Source organism: Chitinophaga alhagiae, assembly GCF_003568665.1.
GTDB classification, from domain to species: domain Bacteria; phylum Bacteroidota; class Bacteroidia; order Chitinophagales; family Chitinophagaceae; genus Chitinophaga; species Chitinophaga alhagiae.
This window is the reverse complement of record NZ_QXMH01000003.1, coordinates 132,294-150,440: the sequence shown is the minus strand read 5'-3', so window position 1 is coordinate 150,440 and position 18,147 is coordinate 132,294. Positions and strand designations below refer to the sequence as shown.

19 protein-coding genes are annotated in these 18,147 nt (G+C 53.2%); 7 read left to right on the top strand and 12 right to left on the bottom strand.

The genetic code is table 11. From position 1 onward, the window contains the following. Positions 1–205 precede the first annotated feature (205 nt). From clpB to D3A97_RS24875, 4 genes are all read left to right on the top strand, one after another. Complete coding sequence (clpB, locus tag D3A97_RS17010; protein WP_119079737.1) at positions 206–2,803, top strand: ATP-dependent chaperone ClpB; 2,598 nt, start codon at positions 206–208, stop codon at positions 2,801–2,803. A gap of 580 nt (positions 2,804–3,383) precedes the next feature. Continuing rightward, positions 3,384–3,866 carry a nucleoside deaminase gene (locus tag D3A97_RS17005; RefSeq protein WP_119079736.1) on the top strand — a complete coding sequence of 161 codons (483 nt, stop codon included), beginning with the start codon at positions 3,384–3,386 and terminating at the stop codon, positions 3,864–3,866. 112 nt (positions 3,867–3,978) lie between these two features. Further along, on the top strand, positions 3,979–4,437 hold the full coding sequence (locus D3A97_RS17000) for a DUF6934 family protein (protein ID WP_119079735.1): 459 nt from the start codon (positions 3,979–3,981) through the stop codon (positions 4,435–4,437). Between the two features lie 30 nt (positions 4,438–4,467). Continuing rightward, the gene (locus tag D3A97_RS24875; protein WP_157986596.1) at positions 4,468–4,638 is read left to right on the top strand and encodes a hypothetical protein; all 171 of its coding nucleotides are present in this window, start codon (positions 4,468–4,470) and stop codon (positions 4,636–4,638) included. A gap of 56 nt (positions 4,639–4,694) precedes the next feature. Here the strand turns inward: D3A97_RS24875 and D3A97_RS16995 are convergent, their stop codons facing one another. The 4 genes from D3A97_RS16995 to D3A97_RS16980 all read right to left on the bottom strand — a co-directional run bounded on the left by D3A97_RS16995 (position 4,695) and on the right by D3A97_RS16980 (position 7,343). Continuing rightward, positions 4,695–5,042, bottom strand: coding sequence for an anti-sigma factor family protein (locus D3A97_RS16995; protein ID WP_119079734.1), 348 nt, complete (start codon positions 5,040–5,042; stop codon positions 4,695–4,697). 22 nt (positions 5,043–5,064) lie between these two features. Next, entirely contained in the window at positions 5,065–5,631 is a 567-nt protein-coding gene (locus D3A97_RS16990) for an RNA polymerase sigma factor (RefSeq protein ID WP_119079733.1), read from the bottom strand. An 81-nt stretch (positions 5,632–5,712) separates the two neighbouring features. Then, positions 5,713–6,786: a tetratricopeptide repeat protein gene (locus D3A97_RS16985; RefSeq protein WP_119079732.1), complete on the bottom strand. Its 1,074-nt coding sequence runs from the start codon at positions 6,784–6,786 to the stop codon at positions 5,713–5,715. Next, positions 6,783–7,343 carry an RNA polymerase sigma factor gene (locus D3A97_RS16980; protein WP_119079731.1) on the bottom strand — a complete coding sequence of 187 codons (561 nt, stop codon included), beginning with the start codon at positions 7,341–7,343 and terminating at the stop codon, positions 6,783–6,785. Before D3A97_RS16980 ends, D3A97_RS16985 begins: the two co-directional genes overlap by 4 nt. Before the next feature lie 74 nt (positions 7,344–7,417). On the opposite strand from D3A97_RS16980, the gene D3A97_RS16975 reads away from it, so the two are divergent. After that, the gene (locus D3A97_RS16975; protein WP_119079730.1) at positions 7,418–8,182 is read left to right on the top strand and encodes a C40 family peptidase; all 765 of its coding nucleotides are present in this window, start codon (positions 7,418–7,420) and stop codon (positions 8,180–8,182) included. A gap of 169 nt (positions 8,183–8,351) precedes the next feature. Here the strand turns inward: D3A97_RS16975 and D3A97_RS16970 are convergent, their stop codons facing one another. The 4 genes from D3A97_RS16970 to purE form a co-directional block, all read right to left on the bottom strand. After that, complete coding sequence (locus D3A97_RS16970; RefSeq protein WP_119079729.1) at positions 8,352–8,897, bottom strand: inorganic diphosphatase; 546 nt, start codon at positions 8,895–8,897, stop codon at positions 8,352–8,354. A gap of 183 nt (positions 8,898–9,080) precedes the next feature. Beyond that, positions 9,081–9,539, bottom strand: a complete 459-nt coding sequence (locus D3A97_RS16965) for a DUF4878 domain-containing protein (RefSeq protein ID WP_119079728.1) — start codon at positions 9,537–9,539, stop codon at positions 9,081–9,083. Positions 9,540–9,630: 91 nt separating this feature from the next. Beyond that, positions 9,631–10,593 (bottom strand): PhoH family protein, encoded by a 963-nt coding sequence (locus D3A97_RS16960; protein WP_119079727.1) that lies wholly within the window; start codon positions 10,591–10,593, stop codon positions 9,631–9,633. 80 nt (positions 10,594–10,673) lie between these two features. Next, a complete protein-coding gene (gene purE / locus D3A97_RS16955) occupies positions 10,674–11,129 on the bottom strand; it encodes a 5-(carboxyamino)imidazole ribonucleotide mutase (protein ID WP_119079726.1) in 456 nt (151 codons plus the stop codon). A gap of 213 nt (positions 11,130–11,342) precedes the next feature. Between purE and D3A97_RS16950 the strand changes: the two genes are divergently transcribed. Together D3A97_RS16950 and D3A97_RS16945 are read left to right on the top strand one after the other, a co-directional pair. Further along, entirely contained in the window at positions 11,343–13,955 is a 2,613-nt protein-coding gene (locus D3A97_RS16950) for a PAS domain-containing protein (protein WP_198674038.1), read from the top strand. Between the two features lie 6 nt (positions 13,956–13,961). Continuing rightward, on the top strand, positions 13,962–14,354 hold the full coding sequence (locus D3A97_RS16945; RefSeq protein ID WP_119079724.1) for a response regulator: 393 nt from the start codon (positions 13,962–13,964) through the stop codon (positions 14,352–14,354). Here the strand turns inward: D3A97_RS16945 and rpe are convergent. Genes rpe through D3A97_RS16925 form a run of 4 tightly spaced genes read right to left on the bottom strand, consistent with a single transcriptional unit; the run spans position 14,332 to position 18,147 of the window. Beyond that, positions 14,332–15,012 carry a ribulose-phosphate 3-epimerase gene (gene rpe, locus D3A97_RS16940; protein ID WP_119079723.1) on the bottom strand — a complete coding sequence of 227 codons (681 nt, stop codon included), beginning with the start codon at positions 15,010–15,012 and terminating at the stop codon, positions 14,332–14,334. The genes D3A97_RS16945 and rpe overlap by 23 nt on opposite strands. A gap of 28 nt (positions 15,013–15,040) precedes the next feature. Beyond that, positions 15,041–15,853 (bottom strand): tetratricopeptide repeat protein, encoded by an 813-nt coding sequence (locus tag D3A97_RS16935; RefSeq protein WP_119079722.1) that lies wholly within the window; start codon positions 15,851–15,853, stop codon positions 15,041–15,043. A gap of 47 nt (positions 15,854–15,900) precedes the next feature. Continuing rightward, a complete protein-coding gene (thrC, locus tag D3A97_RS16930; protein WP_119079721.1) occupies positions 15,901–17,205 on the bottom strand; it encodes a threonine synthase in 1,305 nt (434 codons plus the stop codon). 3 nt (positions 17,206–17,208) lie between these two features. Then, positions 17,209–18,147 carry a homoserine kinase gene (locus D3A97_RS16925; protein ID WP_119079720.1) on the bottom strand — a complete coding sequence of 313 codons (939 nt, stop codon included), beginning with the start codon at positions 18,145–18,147 and terminating at the stop codon, positions 17,209–17,211.

Sequence of the window (18,147 nt, the reverse complement as noted above, 5' to 3'; positions counted from 1 at the left end):
AACAGGGAATACCGGCGTTGGTTCAACGGTGGCCCGGCCAAATAGACAAAATAGCAGTTTTTTGTATATAAGCTGAAAATAATGCAGTTGCAGCGGCCGTTTTCTGCCATTATAGCTGTTAAATGACCATGGTGCAACATTTGCACAGCGGTAAACAAATCAAAAATCCAATCGTTAACCTAAAAGGAGACAAAAGCAAGAAGACATGAACTTGAATAATTTCACCATAAAATCACAGGAAACGCTGCAGGAAGCGCAGCAACTGGCCTTTAACCACCGTAACCAGGCCATTGAGACCGGCCATATATTGAAGGCCCTCCTGCAGGATAATGACAATAGCATAGAATACCTGCTGAAGAAGAACGATGTGAACACCAGCTTCCTGGATGGCAAGCTCAACGAACAGTTGCAGCAGTACCCCACCGTTAGCGGGGAAGGCGGCCAAACGCTGAGCAGGGACGCCAACAACGCGCTGCTGCGCGCCGGCGCCAGCATCAAGGAGTTTAAAGACGAATTTGTGAGCGTGGAGCACATTTTGCTGGGCCTGCTGGGCGGCAGTGACGATACCGCCAAACAGCTGAAGGCCGCCGGTCTCACAGAGAAAGGCCTGAAAGCCGCTATCACGGAGCTGCGCAAAGGCGGCACGGTTAATTCGCAAACGGCAGACGCACAATACAACAGCCTCGAAAAATACGCCAAGAACCTCAACGAACTGGCCCGTGCCGGCAAGCTGGACCCCGTGATAGGCCGCGATGAGGAAATACGCAGAACACTGCACATCCTGTCACGGCGTTCTAAAAACAACCCCATACTGGTGGGTGAGCCGGGCGTGGGTAAAACCGCCATTGCGGAAGGACTGGCGCACCGCATTATTAACGGGGACGTGCCGGATAACCTGCATAACAAAACCATTTACGCGCTGGATATGGGCGCATTGATGGCCGGCGCCAAATACCGCGGGGAGTTTGAAGAAAGGCTGAAAGCCGTGGTGAAAGAAGTGGGAGACAGCAACGGAGACATCATCCTGTTCATAGACGAAATACACACCCTGATTGGCGCTGGCGCCATGGAAGGGGCTATGGACGCGGCCAACATACTCAAGCCCGCCCTGGCCAGGGGCGAGCTGCGGGCCATCGGCGCCACCACGCTCAATGAATACCAGAAATATTTCGAGAAAGATAAAGCCCTGGAACGCCGTTTCCAGAAAGTACTGATAGACGAGCCCAGCACGGAAGATGCCATCAGCATTCTCCGCGGTCTCAAGGAAAGGTACGAGAACCACCACCATGTGCTGATCCGCGATGAGGCTATTATTGCCGCCGTGGAACTGTCTCACCGGTATATTACAGACCGCTTTCTGCCAGATAAGGCCATTGACCTGATAGACGAAAGTGCGGCCAAACTGCGGCTGGAAATGAACTCCATGCCGGAGGAGCTGGACGAGCTGGAGCGCCGCATCCGCCAGCTGGAAATTGAAAGGGAAGCTATCAAACGTGAGAATGATGAAGACAAGCTGCGCGAGCTGGGTGCGGAAATAGCGCGCCTCAGCGAAGAGCGCAACACCTTCAAGTCCAAGTGGCAGCAGGAAAAAGAACTGGTAGACAAGGTGCAGAATGCCAAGGCCGCCATCGAAGACCTGAAGCTGGAAGCCGAACAGGCCGAACGCAACGGCGATTTTGGGCGGGTAGCGGAAATACGCTACGGCAAAATAAAGGAACAGGAAAAAATTGTGGCGGACCTGTCCACAGAACTGATCACGCACTCCGCCAGCCATAAAAGATTGTTAAAGGAAGAGGTGGATGCGGAAGATATTGCCGAAAATGTGGCAAAAGCTACCGGCATACCGGTGACCAAAATGCTGCAAAGCGAAAGGGACAAACTCCTCCAGCTGGAAGATGAACTGCACAAACGGGTAGTAGGGCAGGATGAGGCCATTGTGGCCGTGGCGGACGCCATCCGCAGAAGCCGCGCCGGCCTGCACGACCCCAGGCGCCCCATCGGTTCCTTCATTTTCCTCGGTACTACCGGGGTAGGTAAAACGGAACTGGCCAAAGCCCTGGCAGACTATCTTTTTGACGATGAAAGCATGATGACGCGCATAGACATGAGCGAATACCAGGAAAAACACGCCGTAAGCCGTCTTGTAGGCGCGCCTCCGGGATATGTGGGGTATGATGAAGGCGGGCAACTCACAGAGGCCGTTCGCCGTAAACCTTATAGCGTGGTGCTGCTGGACGAGATAGAGAAAGCCCACCCGGACGTGTTCAATATCCTGCTGCAGGTGCTGGACGATGGCCGGCTTACAGACAACAAAGGCCGCGTGGTGAACTTCAAGAACACCATCATTATCATGACCAGCAACATGGGCAGCCACATCATCCAGGAAAAGTTCGAGAAGATCAATGAAGGCAACCGCGAGGAAATAGTAGACGCTACCAAAGAAGAAGTGATGAACCTGCTGAAACAGACCATTCGCCCCGAGTTCCTGAACCGGGTAGATGAAGTGATCATGTTCCAGCCGCTGATGCGCTCAGAAGTGAGAGGAATAATTAACATACAATTACAACAATTGAAAGACCTGGTAGCAAAGAATGGCATGATATTGGATTTTTCCGATTATGCGCTGGATTACCTGGCAGAACAGGGTTATGATCCGCAATTTGGTGCAAGACCGTTGAAGCGCCTGATCCAGAAAGAGATCGTGAACCTCCTCAGCAAGAAGATACTGGCGGGGGATATAGACAAAGCGAAACCCGTGCTGATAGATGTATTTGACGGGGTGGTGGTGATCAGGAACAACTAGCATTTTCTATTCTTAAATACGACGATATACAGTTACAGGTAATGCCCGGGTGATTCCTCACCCGGGATTTTTTTTACCCCAAAATTGTCAGTGTCAATCTTTTGTGGGCATACACAAATTAAAATATTGTTTAATTTGATTTATCCCCTTATATTGCACCCGGGCCAGCCGTTAACCGTGGGGAATTAGCTGTCCGCATAACCAGAACCTGACACCTATGAAAACGACCGATACCCGGGCCCGCGCCCCGTATAGCCATCCGTGCGCATACCCTGGCCGCAGCCGTACTTTTGCTGATCGTATGAGCGTTCCCGTGGTTTCGTATGACCATTGCCCGCGTTTTCCTTGTAACGATACTTTATGCTCCCTTTCCCGCATATCATCACCCGGTGATGTTTTGCCTGCCACGTCAAACGCTGTGTTGTAGGAAATGGGGGTTAAAAGGCCTGCAGGAAGGGCGTGGGGCAACCTGCTCTGCGCCTTTACCTGTACGGTGAAATATGCCTCTGGGCGGCCAGCCCCTGAATGCCCGTAAAACAATACTTTTGCATACAGCGTTATACCATAAAATGAAAAGCGTATGCAGATAGGAGAAAGGGAAAAGAAGTTCATGGCCATGGCGGTGGAGCTGTCCAAAAAAGGCATGCAGGGCGGTGATGGCGGCCCTTTCGGGGCTATTGTGGTAAGGGGCGATGAAATTGTAGGAGAAGGCTGGAACCAGGTGCTGGCCCACAATGACCCTACTGCGCATGCGGAAGTAGTGGCCATCCGCAATGCCTGCGCCCGGCTGAATACGTTCCAATTGACGGACTGCGAAATATTTACCTCCTGCGAGCCTTGCCCCATGTGTCTCGGCGCCATTTACTGGGCCCGCCCGCTACGGGTATACTTTGCCAATACAAAAGAGGAAGCCGCTGCCATTGCTTTTGACGATTCCTTTATTTACCATGAAATAGAAGTGCCTCACGGGCAGAAGAAGATACCTTTCATTCCCATGCCTACGGAAGCGGCCCGGGAGGTGTTTGCCATGTGGGCAAAGAAGGGGGATAAGGAGCTGTATTGAAACGGTGTAACATGCTGAAAATAACCGGATGTCGGGTAATATATTCGTATTGATTACCTTTTGTTTTTTCAAATGGATTTACAAGTAAATTGTGATACTTTAAAACTTGAAAATGCATCTTGAAAAATATGATTTTGTCTCCAATCCAGCTTATACAAGTTTTGCTTTTCAGAGTGCGGGTGCTCACGGTACAATTGAAAAGGTCATTAACTACCAGCCTATTCCGGGCTTTATACTGTCAGACGGGCGGCAGGTCATTAACCTTGGGTTTGGGGATTGGGATGAAGGCCATAGAAAAGTGGATGATTCAACGGTTTCAAATAATGGGGACAGAAGCAAAGTGCTTTCAACCGTGGCGTCAACCATTTTCGCATATATGGAGAAACATGGCAAGCTGCCGGTTTTTGCGAAGGGAAATTGCCCCTCCAGAACAAGGCTGTACCAGATGAGCCTGAACGCGCATCTGGCAGAGGAGGAGGAGTTCTTTAACGTCTTCGGGCTGCTACAAGACGGATGGCACCCCTTCCGGCCCGGCGTAAACTATCAGGCATTTCTGGTAACTAAGAAATAACACTATTTTCATACATCAAAACTGGATCTTATGCTTTTCAGCTTCAACAAAAAAAAGGAAAAAGTGCTTGAAAAAGGCGGCGTAACGGTTTGCGCGTCTATGAGAGACTTTAACAAAGAAGAATATTTCGTGAAAAAGGTAGAAGCCGCCGCAGCGGTACTAGGCAAATGGGGGCTGCCAAAAGAACTGATGGCCCAATAAAATGATCAATACGCAAATAGTTTAAAATCCTTCTTAAAGAAGGATTTTTTTTTGCCCTACCTGGAAAAATGGTATCCCCAGTACAGCGCAATAGCCAGCAATATCACCACCAGGGCCACAATACCGATAAACAGGTAAAAGTCCTGTTTACGGCGGCTATGATTTTTCCTGCGCAGCTTCTTCAGCACGTTCCATTTGGCTTCCCGCAGCCAGCCGGGTATCTGTTCTTTTTGTGCAATAGCCTGTAAACCTTCTACCGCTTCGCTGCAAAGATCGCAGTCCTGCAGGTGCATTTCCACACGGTGGCGCTCGGCGGCACTGAGCTTGCCTTCTACGTAGGCCAGCAGTTGCTCCTGCGTGGGACATGTGGTTTCGGTGAAGATGTCGGCAAAATGATCGTTCATAATTATGCTCCGCTAATGCAAGTTAGCGCTTATTTTTACTATACTTCTCCAATAATAGTTTCAGGTTGCGTTTCCCGTTCTGGATGTAACTTTTTACCTGCAGCAGGCTGTACCCCGTCTGGTCCGCAATTTCCTGGTAGCTTTTCTTTTCCAGGTAGAAGAGGCGTACGCAGGTGCGCTGTTCTTCGTTCAGCAGCTCCATGGCCGCCTGCATGTTTTCCAGCAGCAGGTCTTTCTGCATATGCCCGGAGTGGTCTTCTATTTCCGCTGCGCCCGGCATATGGCTTTCCTTCAGCTCAACGTCCTTATGATGCCGCAATTGCATCAGGCAATGGTTGCGTGCCACCTGGTAGATCCAGGCCTTGAAATACACCACATCGTGCCGGTGAATGTCAGACAGCACCTTCAGGAAGATCTGCTGCACACTGTCTCTCGCGTCTTCTTCATTTTTCAGGTACTTCATGCATAAACCCAGCAGCAGGATGGCATAACGGTCGAAAAGCATGCCTATCCAGTTGCTGTTGCCGTCTGTTCTGTACCGTTGCAGCAGCTCCTGGTCTGTCAGTTGTTGTTCGCTGGGATGATTCACAGTGTAAAGATAGCGTTCCCTGTAAAGATGCGCGCCGGAACAAATTCCATAAACTTTTTTATTGCCGTATGGCCGGCGCCGTTAGTTCTTGTTATCAAGTTCCGCCTGGGCCTGTGATTTGAGGTTGCCATCCATTTTTACCACATCTTTAAACAGCCGGCGGGCCTTGCCGTTCTGGCCTTTGTTGCGGTACAGGATGGCCAGCTGGTATTTCACGCGCTCTTCATAACGGTTGTTGCCGGAGAGTTTTTTGAGCTGGTTAATAGCGCCGTTCACGTCTCCCTGCTGTTTCAGCTGCATGGCTACACGGTACATGGCCTCTTCTCCGCTAACAGGGGGCGGGGTGGCTTTGGGTGTTTCTTCTTCCGTTTTTTCCACGGTTTCTTTGGGGGGCGCTTTTTCTTCTTTGTCTTGCTGTATGGGCGTGGTGTTCACTGCCAGTTTCTCTACCCTGGGCTTGGGCGTATCTTTGGCCACGGGGGGCTGCGGGGCTTTCAGCGCCACGCGGGAGCTGGAGTCCGGAACGGATTTGCGCACCGTATCTTTAGCCGTTTTTTTCTTCAGCAGGGCGGAGTCCTTAGCGCTGAGCGCGGCCACCCTGCGTTGCAGGCTATCCCGGTTGCCGTAGTGGGTCTGTATAACAGGAGCGGGCTTTTTTTCTTCCGGCGGCGCCGCTGTAATGGCCGCGGCTGGCTGGGCAGCAGGCGGTATCACCAGTGTTTCCGCGGCCCTGGCCGGCAATAGCGGGAAGGCGGGGCGGTTCTTGAGGTGCTGTTGCAGCAGGAACACGCTGCCGCCGCCAATAACAATGAACATGATCACCCAGAAATAGGAGAGCAGGCTTTCCCGGCTCATTACCTGACGGGGAGGCCTTATTTGCTGTTTCTGCTGTTTCGGAGGGGGGGCGTATTCCCGTTGTATGAACAGGCTGAGCTGCTGGCTGAGCCGTTCGTACGGTTCGTGGTTTTTCGGGTTTTCCAGCCCCATCAGGGCATGATGGCAAAGGTCGCAATCTACCATATGCTGCTCCACCAGGTGCTTTTCCACAGCGGTCATCTGTCCGCGCTGGTACCGCAGCAGCTGGTCCCTGTTCATGCAGCGCACAGGGGTAAATATCTTCAGGATGCGTTCCTGCCTGGGTGTTTGATTGTTCATAAATGCTGGTCCATCAAATGAGCAGCTAGTTTTTTCCGTATCTGCCTGAGGTGATTCCTGACCTTGTCTGTTGTTGTATGTTGTGCTTTGGCCAGCTCCTGGAGGGACTGGTGTTCGAGATAGAAGCGGGTTACCAGTTGGCGTTCTTCCGGCTGGAGGGTGTTCAGGCCCTCTTCCAGCCGGCTGGCAATGGTATCTTTTTCAATCGGGTTGTTACCGGCAAGGTCTACCCGGTTCTCCAGCCGCTGAATGGCTGTAGGGGAGGATGGCGGGTAAGGCAGCGGGCTTTTGCTCCCTCCGTGGAAGTAATACTGCACCATCTCGTAAATAGTATCGCTTACTTTGCCGTAAGAAGACTGAAGGCGGGTGAACAGCTGGCGGGTTAATGCGGGAAATGCTTCTTCTGCCGATTTCTCCGGGCCCAGCCTGGGCAGGCTGGTGGCTACCAGCAAATGGCTGTAGCGGTCCAGCAACACGCCGGCCGCCTCGCGGTCTTGCAACTTCCTGATCCGCAGCAACAGCTCTTTATCATTCAGGTTATTTAACAGAAGGTGCATAGCTTATTATATTTATATTTACGCATTTTCTTGTCAAAAGTTCACCAGCACGTCATATTATTTAAACAATTAACATGCCATTTGCGATTACCATAGTGCCTGTGATGCCTATGCGGGCAGAACCCTCCCACAAAAGCGAGATCATTTCCCAGGCGCTTTTCGGGGAATGTGTTGAAACAGAGACCGTTAATGCCGAGGGCTGGGTAAAGGTACGGTTGCAGGCAGACGGGTACGAAGGATGGGTGACCTATTCTCACCTGGCAATCATTACGTTAGAGGAATTTGATGCCCCGCCTACGCATATTGCCGCGGAATGGGCTTCCGTGGTCCATATCAACGGCCGCCCCATGCATATCCCTTACAGCTGCCTGCTGAAGCTCGGAAACCCGCAATGGGGCAACTACCTGGTGGAGCCGGTGGCCGGTATTACCCCCTGGCAGGCCCCTGTTGCGCCTGAGGCGGCCTGGAGCGGTATAGCCCATAACTTTCTGAATACGGCCTATTTATGGGGCGGAAAAAGCGTTTTCGGGGTGGATTGCTCCGGGTTTACCCAATCCGTGTATAAAATGCTCGGTATCCCGCTGCTGCGGGATGCTTACCAGCAGGCCACACAGGGGGCGGACGTGGGACTGCTGCAGGAAGCACGGCCCGGAGACCTGGCTTTCTTTGACAATGAAGCGGGCAGGATCACCCACGTGGGCCTGCTGCTCAGCGATCATGAGATCATCCACGCCGCCGGCAGGGTGCGGATAGACCCTATTGACCATCAGGGTATCGTGAATGCGGATACCGGGTTAAGAACGCACCAGTTGCGGCTGATCAAAAGATTGTTTGCATAACTGATACTATTTTACCATTATACTTTGACCGAACCTCAAGCGAACGAGAAGCGAAGGAGAAGCGAACGAGAAGCGAAGGAAAGATGGGGTAAACGGATGTGAAAATACTATCTGAAACAGAAAGGGGCCGGCCCCCGGCCAGCCCCTTTGCTTATCTGTAAAAAATTTCTTATTGTTTGTTACCGAACGTGGTATCGTACAATTTGAACGCCTCCAGGATGATCTGTTCGGCCTTCTCCTTGTTCTGGAACTCTTCCACCTTTACGGTCTTGTTTTCCAGCTTTTTGTACTCTTCAAAGAAGTGGCGCATTTCTTCAATGAAATGCGGGGGCAGCTCGGATATGTCGTTAATGTGGTTAATGCTCATATCGTGCGCGGCTACGGCAATAATTTTATCGTCCGCTTCCCCGCCGTCTATCATCTGCATGACGCCGATCACCTTGGCGTCCATGATGCACAGGGGTACGCAATCTATCTGGGAGAGGATGAGAATGTCCAGCGGGTCATTGTCATCGCAATAAGTTTTAGGAATGAACCCGTAGTTGGCCGGGTAGTATACGGAGGAATACAGTACACGGTCCAGTTTCAGCAATCCACTTTCCTTGTCCAGTTCATATTTGGCGCGGGAGCCTTTGGGTATTTCAATAATACCGGTTACTACATGGGGTGCATTATCGCCAGGGCTCACATTGTGCCAGGGATTCGTTGTCATCATTCAATGCTTCATTTAAAAGTATACAATCTCGTGCAGCGGATAGCCGTGGGCCGCGGTAAATTTTTGATCAGGAATGCGGCAGCCGGTTTGCTGACGGCGCAAAATTAAGGAACAAACCCCGGAATTGCTATAAAAAATGTAAAAGGACCTGTGGTTTTTAGTGTTTTATGCGGGAAAGGAATATCATTTGGTGACAGCAGAATCCGTAGCCGGCGGGGTCATGTTCATGTCCATGGTTCCGGGCGCTACATAGGTAGGAAGGATGCTTTCAAGCGTGAGGGATATTTTCCATTGACCGCTTTCTTTGACCAGCTGCAGGGTTTCCTGCTGGCTGGCGGAAGAATTGAGGATGGTTACCGTGGCTTTGTCCCCTTCTTCTTTATGGTCCACTACTTCAAGCTGGGCATTCTTGATCTTCTCTCTTTCGTTCTCGTTGCGTTTACCGTCAAAAATGGAGTAGAGCAGTATTACCTGTTGTGATTCCTTGGTAGCGTATTCCTTTGCACGTTCAAAATTCGATTCCTGGATGGCGTGCATGAATTGAAGGGCCACTTCCTGCGGTTCAGGCCGCTTTTTGCAGCTGCTGAAAATAATAGCCCCCGACACGCACACCATATATACAATTCGCCTGTAATAGCTCATGTGGTTGATAGGTTAAAGTTATAATGTCATTGTCAAAATTAGCAGGAATCGCTCAATTGCACAACTTACAACAACCGCTGTTAATATACTGTTAATTGTGATCTTCCTTATTTGCGTCGTAAGCCCTGATGATGGCCTTTACCAGGCGGTGGCGCACTACATCTTCCTCATCCAGTTCCAGGTAGCCGATGCCCTCAATATTCTTCAAAATACGGGTGGCTTTCCCCAGCCCGCTTTTCTGGTTCTTGGGCAGGTCTATCTGCGTCAGGTCTCCCGTAATAATGGCTTTGGCGTTGGCGCCAATACGGGTCAGGAACATCTTCATCTGGAGATCTGTGGAGTTCTGCGCTTCATCCAGCAGAATAAAGGCATTGTCCAGCGTACGGCCGCGCATATAAGCCAGGGGGGCTATCTCGATGATCCTGTTGGTCATGAAATAGCTGAGCTTGTCAGCGGGGATCATATCGTCCAGCGCATCATAGAGGGGGCGCAGGTAAGGGTCGATCTTTTCTTTCAGGTCTCCCGGCAAAAAACCCAGGCTTTCACCTGCTTCTACCGCGGGGCGGGTCAGAATGATCTTTCTTACGGCCTTGTTTTTGAGCGCCCTTACTGCCAATGCCACGGCGGTATAGGTTTTACCGGTACCGGCGGGGCCTATGGCAAATACAATGTCGTTCTTGTCTGCCAGGGCTACCATTTTTTTCTGGTTGGCCGTTTTGGCGCGTACCGTACGGCCGTTGGGCCCAAATACCAGCACTTCATTGGGGTTCCGGTCTTTGAAATGGTCAATGCCGGTCCCTTCTTCATCTCCCAGTATCTGCTCAAAGTAGTTTTCGCTGAGGTGCCCGTTCCTTTCCAGGTAACTGACAATCTGCCCTATCTTCTCCCGGGCCGTGGCCACTTCTTCCGGGGCGCCGGAGAGTTTGATCTGTGTGCCCCGGCTGAGGATCTTTAACAATGGGAACTTCTTTTTCAACAAGTCCAGCTTTCCGTTGTTGACCCCAAAAAACTCGATGGGGTTTACATTATCAAGGTTAATGATAGATTCTGTCAAGTGCGGTTCAATTTAAGTTTCTGCATTATCGGACCTGAACATTGTTAAACCGGGCCCGGAGGCCCGGTGAAAAGATGTGACTAGATCCGGTATCCGTTCTGTTTGAACGCTTCTACGCGTTCCGCGATCTTTTTGTCGCCAAGGGCTAATATGCGTGCGGCCAGTACTGCTGCATTCCTGGCGCCGGCCTTTCCTACTGCCAGGGTGCCAACAGGCAGGCCGGCGGGCATTTGTACAATTGAATAAAGGGCGTCTATACCGCCGGGCAATCCTCCATCCAGGGGAACGCCCAGTACGGGAAGGGAAGTATATGCGGATACAACACCCGGCAGGGCTGCCGCCATGCCTGCTGCTGCAATAATCACACCATAACCCTGCGGTTGCGCATTGATCACCAGTTCCCGCACTTTGTCAGGGTTACGGTGAGCAGATGCCACCACCAGCTCGCTTTCTATACCAAAAAACTGTAAAAAATTCTGAGATTCCTGCATCACCGGTTTGTCACTCTCGGAGCCCATGATTATTAATACTTTCATCCTGTTGCTTGATTTTTAATTTGCTATAATTTAACGTAAAAAGTTGTCTGTTTGTTTTCCGCTTCAAAGATATTTAAAGTAGGCACGCTCCCCAAGAATACCTATGTGAATTTTTTGAAATCACTGTATTCGCTTGCTGATAGCATGAATTTGTATAATATAATTGTTACATTTGGCCTCATTCCAAGTGCCTATGCCAAATTGAAGTGCTCCATGAACAATGCCCTGCTGCGCCAGGTAGTGGAGGCCTTGCCTGACCCTGCGGCCGTTTTTGACCGGCAGTTACAGCTGATAGCCGTCAACCGTGCCTTTGCGGAAGAGAACCGTAAACTCCTGGGCTTTGAACTGACGGGGGGAGACAGCCTGCAAAAGATCTGTGATGCCTGTCCCCACCTGGCCGAACTATTGCTGAATAAATGGCGGCGCGCCCTGGAGGGTGAGCGTTTCAATACCGTATTGGCTTTTGGCGACCCGCCCCGGCATTACCAGACCAGTTTCAGCCCCCTTTGCGCCGGGAACGGCCAGGCAGACATGGTGATGATGGTGGCCCGCAACGTACAGCAGGAGGTAGAGGCCCGGGAAAACGAGCTGTTCTTCCGCAGCGTGCTGGAAAACCTGCCCGTAGGCCTGCATGAACTGACGGCGGAGGGCTGGCACCGCAATATGAACGGCGCCCTGCGGCGCATGCTGGGGGCCGACCACCCGGCCGCGAAAAATGAGCCCTACAACATATTTGCAGACCCCATCAACGCCCGCAACGGCCTCAACAGCCTGCTGGTGGAGGTGAAGGAGCTGAAAGCGCCTGTTAAAAGGGAAATGTACCTGCACTATGTGGAAGAAGTGCATGACAATGTGACCCGCATCCGCCCCATGTACTACGAAACCACCGGTTTTCCCGTACTGGACGCCCAGGGCAACATCACCTGCCTCTTCCTCATCCTCAACGAGATCACAGAAAAGAAACTGGCCCAGCTCAGCCTGGAAAAAAGCGAACGCCTGCTGCAGACCATTGTGGAGCACCTGCCCGTGGGCTACATCCAGTTCGACAATTTTGGCTTCATCCGCCGGGTGAACCAGACGCAGCGGCGGTTTTTCACCTGGCAGGAGCCGGAAGGCCCGGCCAGCACAGCCCTTCACCACGATCCTTTTTCCAAACTGTTCGAACTGGACCGCCTCTTTGCCCAGGTGCTGCAGAACGGCAAAATGGTACGGCTGGAGAAAAAGCTGGATTACCTGCCCGGCCAGCCCGGCACGGGTATGGAGGGGGAAGTGTTCCTGGACCTCACCATGTTCCCTGTAGAAGACCCGGTAGACAAAGACCGTATTGTAGTGGCCCTGGTGAACGATATCACGGAAAAGAAGCGGCAGGAGCTGGAAAACAACAAAACTCACGAGTTCCTGACCCAAACGGGGGAACTGGGCAAAATAGGGGGCTGGGAAGTAGACATGCAAACCCGCACCATGCGGTGGAGCGCGCAAACCTACAAGATACACGAGCTGCCGCCCTACGCCGCCATGACCATGGAAAAGGCCCTGTCTTTCTTCACCGTTGAGTCCCGCGCCAAAATAGAACAGGCGTTCAAGGCCTGTATGGAAAGGGGCAAGGCCTTTGACCTGCAGGTAACCATCCACACCGCCCGCAACAACATTTTGCAGGCCCGCACCATCGGCAAACCGGAATACCGCAACGGGCGCATCATCCGCATTTACGGGGTGATACAGGACATCACTGAACAATACAAGATCAAACACCAGCTCACCCGCAATACCGAGCTGATGCGGCTGTTCTTTGACACCATAGACATGGGCTATGCCGTAATGGACAAGGAGGGCAAGGTGAACTTCATCAACCGCAAGGCGCAGGAGATCGTAGACCACGGCACCGTGATCGGCAAAAACATTTTCGAAGTATTTCCCATGCTGGTGGGCTCTACCTTTCATGCCCGGGTACAGCAATGCATGGAGCTGCAGGCGCCGGTGTCTTTCTCCAACTACCTGCCGGTGCCGGACAAATGGTACGAGTTCCTGCTGGCGCCCATGCAGGATGGCAACATCTCCATCTTCACCCGTAACATTACAGACAGCAAAAAAATGCAGCGGGAGCTGCGCAAGGCCAACGAGCAACTGTCTTCCCTCAACAAATACCTGGTGAACCAAAACAAGCAGCTGGAAGACTTTGCCCACATCACCTCCCACAACCTGCGCGCGCCCATTGCCAATATGAAAGCGCTGATGCAGATCATGAGCGAAACAGACGGGGAAGAGGAAAAAGAACTGTACTACAATATGTTCCAGGAGGTGATCCGCAACATAGACGAAACCCTGAATGACCTGATAGAAGTAGTGCAGATCCGGAAAGACCTGAACGTGGAAAAGGAACGGCTGGCCTTTGCAGACCGGCTGCAGAAGGTGAAAGACATCCTGCTGGTGGACATTGAGACCAGCGGCATCCGCATCACCACAGACTTTACGGAGGCGCCGCATATTGAGTACCCGCGTATATACCTGGACAGTATCTTGCAGAACCTGCTCACCAACGCCATCAAGTACCGCTCCCCGGAACGCCGGCCGGCCTTGCATTTCCAGACCCGGGTAGAAGATGGCGGCATTGTGCTCACGGCGGAAGACAACGGGCATGGCATAGACATGGAGCGCTACGGGGGCAAATTGTTCGGGTTCAGGAAAACGTTCCATAAAAACAAAGATGCAAAAGGAATAGGGCTGTTCATCACCAAAAGCCAGATAGAAGCAATGGGTGGCAGTATCACGGCAGAGAGCAGCCTGGGCAAAGGAACCAAATTTATCATTACCTTCAGACCCGAATAGTAATCTATGAAGCCGTTAAAATCGATCTTTATAGTAGATGATGACCCCATTCACCAGCAGATCACCGAGATCATGCTGCACAGATTGAGCATCTCTGAAGCTGTCAGCCGTTTTTCAGACGCGCAAGACGCACTGGACCACATCCGCGCCAACATGCATGACGCGCGGGCTATGCCGGACATCATTCTGCTGGACCTCAACATGCCCGTTATGGACGGGTGGGAGTTCCTGGAAGCATTTGATGCGGTGCGCAGCACCCTTCCCAGTAAAATAAAAGTGTACGTGCTGACTTCCTCTATTGACGAGAAAGACCGGGAACGGGTGTCTCGCTTCACGTTTGTGGAAGGTTACCTCACCAAACCCCTGAGCAAGGAAATTATTTTGCAGCTGGCGCAGTAACCGCGTGCCTGAGCGCGCTGATGGTGGCAACGGGATCTTTGGAGCCGAATACCGTGCTGCCCGCCACCAGTATGTCCGCACCCGCGGCTACAATGGCGGCGGCGTTCTGCAGGGTTACGCCCCCGTCTATTTCGATCAGCGCAACGGAGCCGCTGGCCGTGATCATTTCTTTTACCTGCCTGATCTTTGTATAGGTGTGCTCAATATAGTGCTGCCCGCCGAAGCCGGGGTTTACGCTCATCAGCAGCACCACATCTATATCCCGGATAATATCTTCCAACTGGTTCACCGGGGTGTGCGGGTTAACGGCTACTCCGGCTTTCATGCCCAGCGCCTTGATCTGCTGGATGTTGCGGTGCAGGTGGCGGCAGGCCTCTATGTGTACGGACAGCACCTGGGCGCCGGCCTTGGCAAAGGCCTCCGCATATTTTTCAGGCTCTTCTATCATCAGGTGTACGTCACATACCTTTTTGCATATTTTGGATACCTGTGCTATCACGGGCAGGCCAAAGCTGATGTTGGGCACAAAGCGGCCGTCCATCACGTCCAGGTGGAGCCAGGCGGCCTCACTCCGGTTGATCATGTTCACTTCCTGCTCCAGTTGCAGAAAATTGGCGGCCAGCAGAGACGGTGCAATAATGGGTGTTGTCTTTTCCAAGGGCTGATGATTTATGCTGTATGCAAACCTACTGAAAATTGTTGGCCACTGCGGAATCCAGCAGGGCTTTTGCAGCAGGGAACTGTTTACGGAACGAAAGGGCTTTGGTAAGATCGTCCATGCCCGCCGGCCGGTTGCCCAGTTTCAGCAGGGCCTTGCCACGGTGGTAAAAAGCGTCTGCGTCCGTAGGGTCTGCTTTGGCGGCCAGGTTAAAGAAGTTGAGCGCGGCCGCGGTGTTACCGCTGGTTTCTTCGGCTTGCCCCATGGCAATGTAAGCGGGGCTGAAAGCGGGGTTTACCTGTATGGCCCGCTGGTATTGCGCCGCGGCTTTCTGCCAGCGGCCCAGTTGCTCCTGGCTGCGGCCCGCGCCGTACAGGGCCTCGGCAGACGTGGAGTCTATGGTATAGGCCAGCTCGTAGTAGGGCAGGGCCTCCCTGGCGGCGCCGCGCTGCAGCAGCAGGTCTGCCGCCATCATCACCGCTTCATACTCACTGGCGGCGCCTTTCAGGGCAATGGCCGCCGAAAGGTGCCGGATGGTGGTAGTGGTGTCTGCCCGGAAAATGGCCACCAGCGCCCTGATGTAATGCGCACGGTATGCCTGTGCGGTGTCTTGCGCCAGTATGGCGGCCACACTGTCTGCCGCGGCATATTCCCCGTGTTCCGCCAGGGCATTGGCCAGGTACACCCGCAGCTCCGGGTCGCCCGGCCGCACGGCCAGGTCTGCCCGTATATTGCGGATGGCGGTGGCCAGGGAATCTGTATCCGCCACCGTATTTTTTTGCTCCTGCCCGGATGGCTGGCAGGCAACAAAAAATACCAAAACGATCAAAACGTATTTCATTACCCGCAAACATATGGAAGAAATACGGCATAACAAAAATGCCGGCGTCAGTCCGTTTTCATGAGCCAGGCCTTCATCTGCGCATAGTCCGCGTCCATTTTCACCGCCTGTTTTTGCTGGCTGAACAGGGCCTGCACGCGCTCAGGGATGCTGACCTTGCCGGCCAGGCTGGCGGGCATGGTGTTGGTGAACTTCACGGGGTGCGCTGTTTCCAGGAAAATGCCGGTGTAGTTGGGATGTTGCTGCATGTATTTTTTCAGCCCCAGGTACCCCACGGCACCATGCGGTTCCAGCAGGTACTGGCGCTCTTCGAACACCTTTTCCATGGCGGCCACGGTGTCCGCGTCTGTAAAGGAGTAGGCGGTGAGGCTGGCTTTCAGCGCCCTTTCATTTTGCGCAAAAAGCTGCAGGATGCGTACAAAGTTGCTGGGGTCCGCCACATCCATAGCGTTGGAAAGGGTGGGGATGGCGGCCAGCGGCTCGTATTGCCCGCTGGTGAAGAAGCGGGGCACCGTATCGTTCACGTTGGTGGAGGCCACAAAGTGTGTAATGGGCAGGCCCATGGCGGCGGCCATCATGCCGGAGCAGATGTTGCCGAAGTTGCCGCTGGGCACGGAGATCACCGTTTCTTTTTTGAACTGCTTCACCTTGCGGTATGCCATAAAGTAATAGAACATCTGCGGCAGCCAGCGGGCCACGTTGATGGAATTGGCGGAGGTAAGCGGGCGCACGGCCTGCAGCTCTTCGTCCAGGAAGGCGGTTTTCACCATGCGCTGGCAATCATCAAAGCTGCCGTTGATCTCCAGGGCGCGGATGTTGCGGCCCAGGGTGGTGAGCTGTTTTTCCTGCAGGTCGCTCACCTTGCCCGAAGGGTAGAGTATCACCACTTCCACGCCCGGTACATCATAGAAACCATGCGCCACGGCGCCGCCGGTATCTCCGGAGGTGGCTACCAGCACGGTTACCGGCTGGCTGCTGCCACGGCGGAAATAACCCAGGCAACCTGCCATAAAGCGCGCGCCTACGTCTTTGAACGCCAGGGTAGGGCCGTGAAATAACTCCAGGGCATATACGTTTTCCTCCACTTCGCGCAGGGGGAAGGGGAACGAAAGGGTTTCCCGGATGATCTGTTTCAGGTGATGTTCCGGTATATCTTCTCCCACAAAAGGTTCAATGGCCTTGAAGGCAATGTAAAGCGGGTCATATTCTTCCAGCCGGTCTATAAAGTTCGCTTTCCCCAGTTTCGGTATCTCGGCCGGGAAGTACAGGCCTTTGTCTGGCGCAAGCCCGCGCACCACGGCCTCACGGAACGAAACACGGTGCTGATGGTTCTGTAAGCTGTAATACTGCATGTTCTATATTTCTTTTACGCCGGAAGTGCTGATCCGGGACACATAAATTTTATAATCCACACCCAGGGGCGCGTAAATTTCTTCCATCATGGCCGCTACGGCGCGGGCATTGTTTTCCCCTTTGCTGAGCATGAACACGGAAGGCCCGCTGCCGGAAATACCGCCGCCCAGGGCGCCGGCGTCTTTGCAGCGCAGCTTCAGGTCATAGAACGCGGGAATGAGTATGGCGCGTATGGGCTCTACGATCACATCTTCCAGGGAGCGGCTGATGAGGGCATAGTCTTCCCGGTACAGGCCGGCTACCAGCGCGCCTACGTTGCCCCACTGGCGGATGGCGTCTTTGAGCAATACCTGCTGTTTGAGAATGCCGCGGGCGTCAGATGTTTTTACTTCTATCTGTGGATGTATAACGGTTACCCAGAGGTCTTCCGGCGTATGCAGGCGTACCACGTCCAGCGGCTGATAGCTGCGCACCAGCGTAAAGCCGCCCATAATGGCCGGCGCTACATTGTCCGCATGCGGGGTGCCGCAGGCCAGGCGTTCCCCTTCCATGGCAAAGCGTACCAGGGCCTCGGGAGAAAAGTGGTTGTTCAGCAATATGTTGGCGCCGGCTACCGCCCCGGCCGCGCTGGCCGCGCTGGAGCCGATGCCGCTGCCGGGCTGTATCAGCTTGCGGATAAACACTTCCAGGCCCAACTCCGGCTGCCCGTATTCCTGCAGCAATGCCTGCAAGGCCACGCCGGCCACGTTCTGGGAGGCCTCCAGCGGAAGGTCCGCGCCTTCTATGCCGGTAATGCGCACGCCGGGCGTTTCGCTGCGGCGTATCTCCATTTCATCTCCCGTGCTTTCCAGCGCCAGGCCTATGATGTCAAAGCCGCAGGCAACGTTGGCCACAGTGGCGGGGGCAAATACCTTAACGGATTGTTTGTTCTGTTGGCTCAT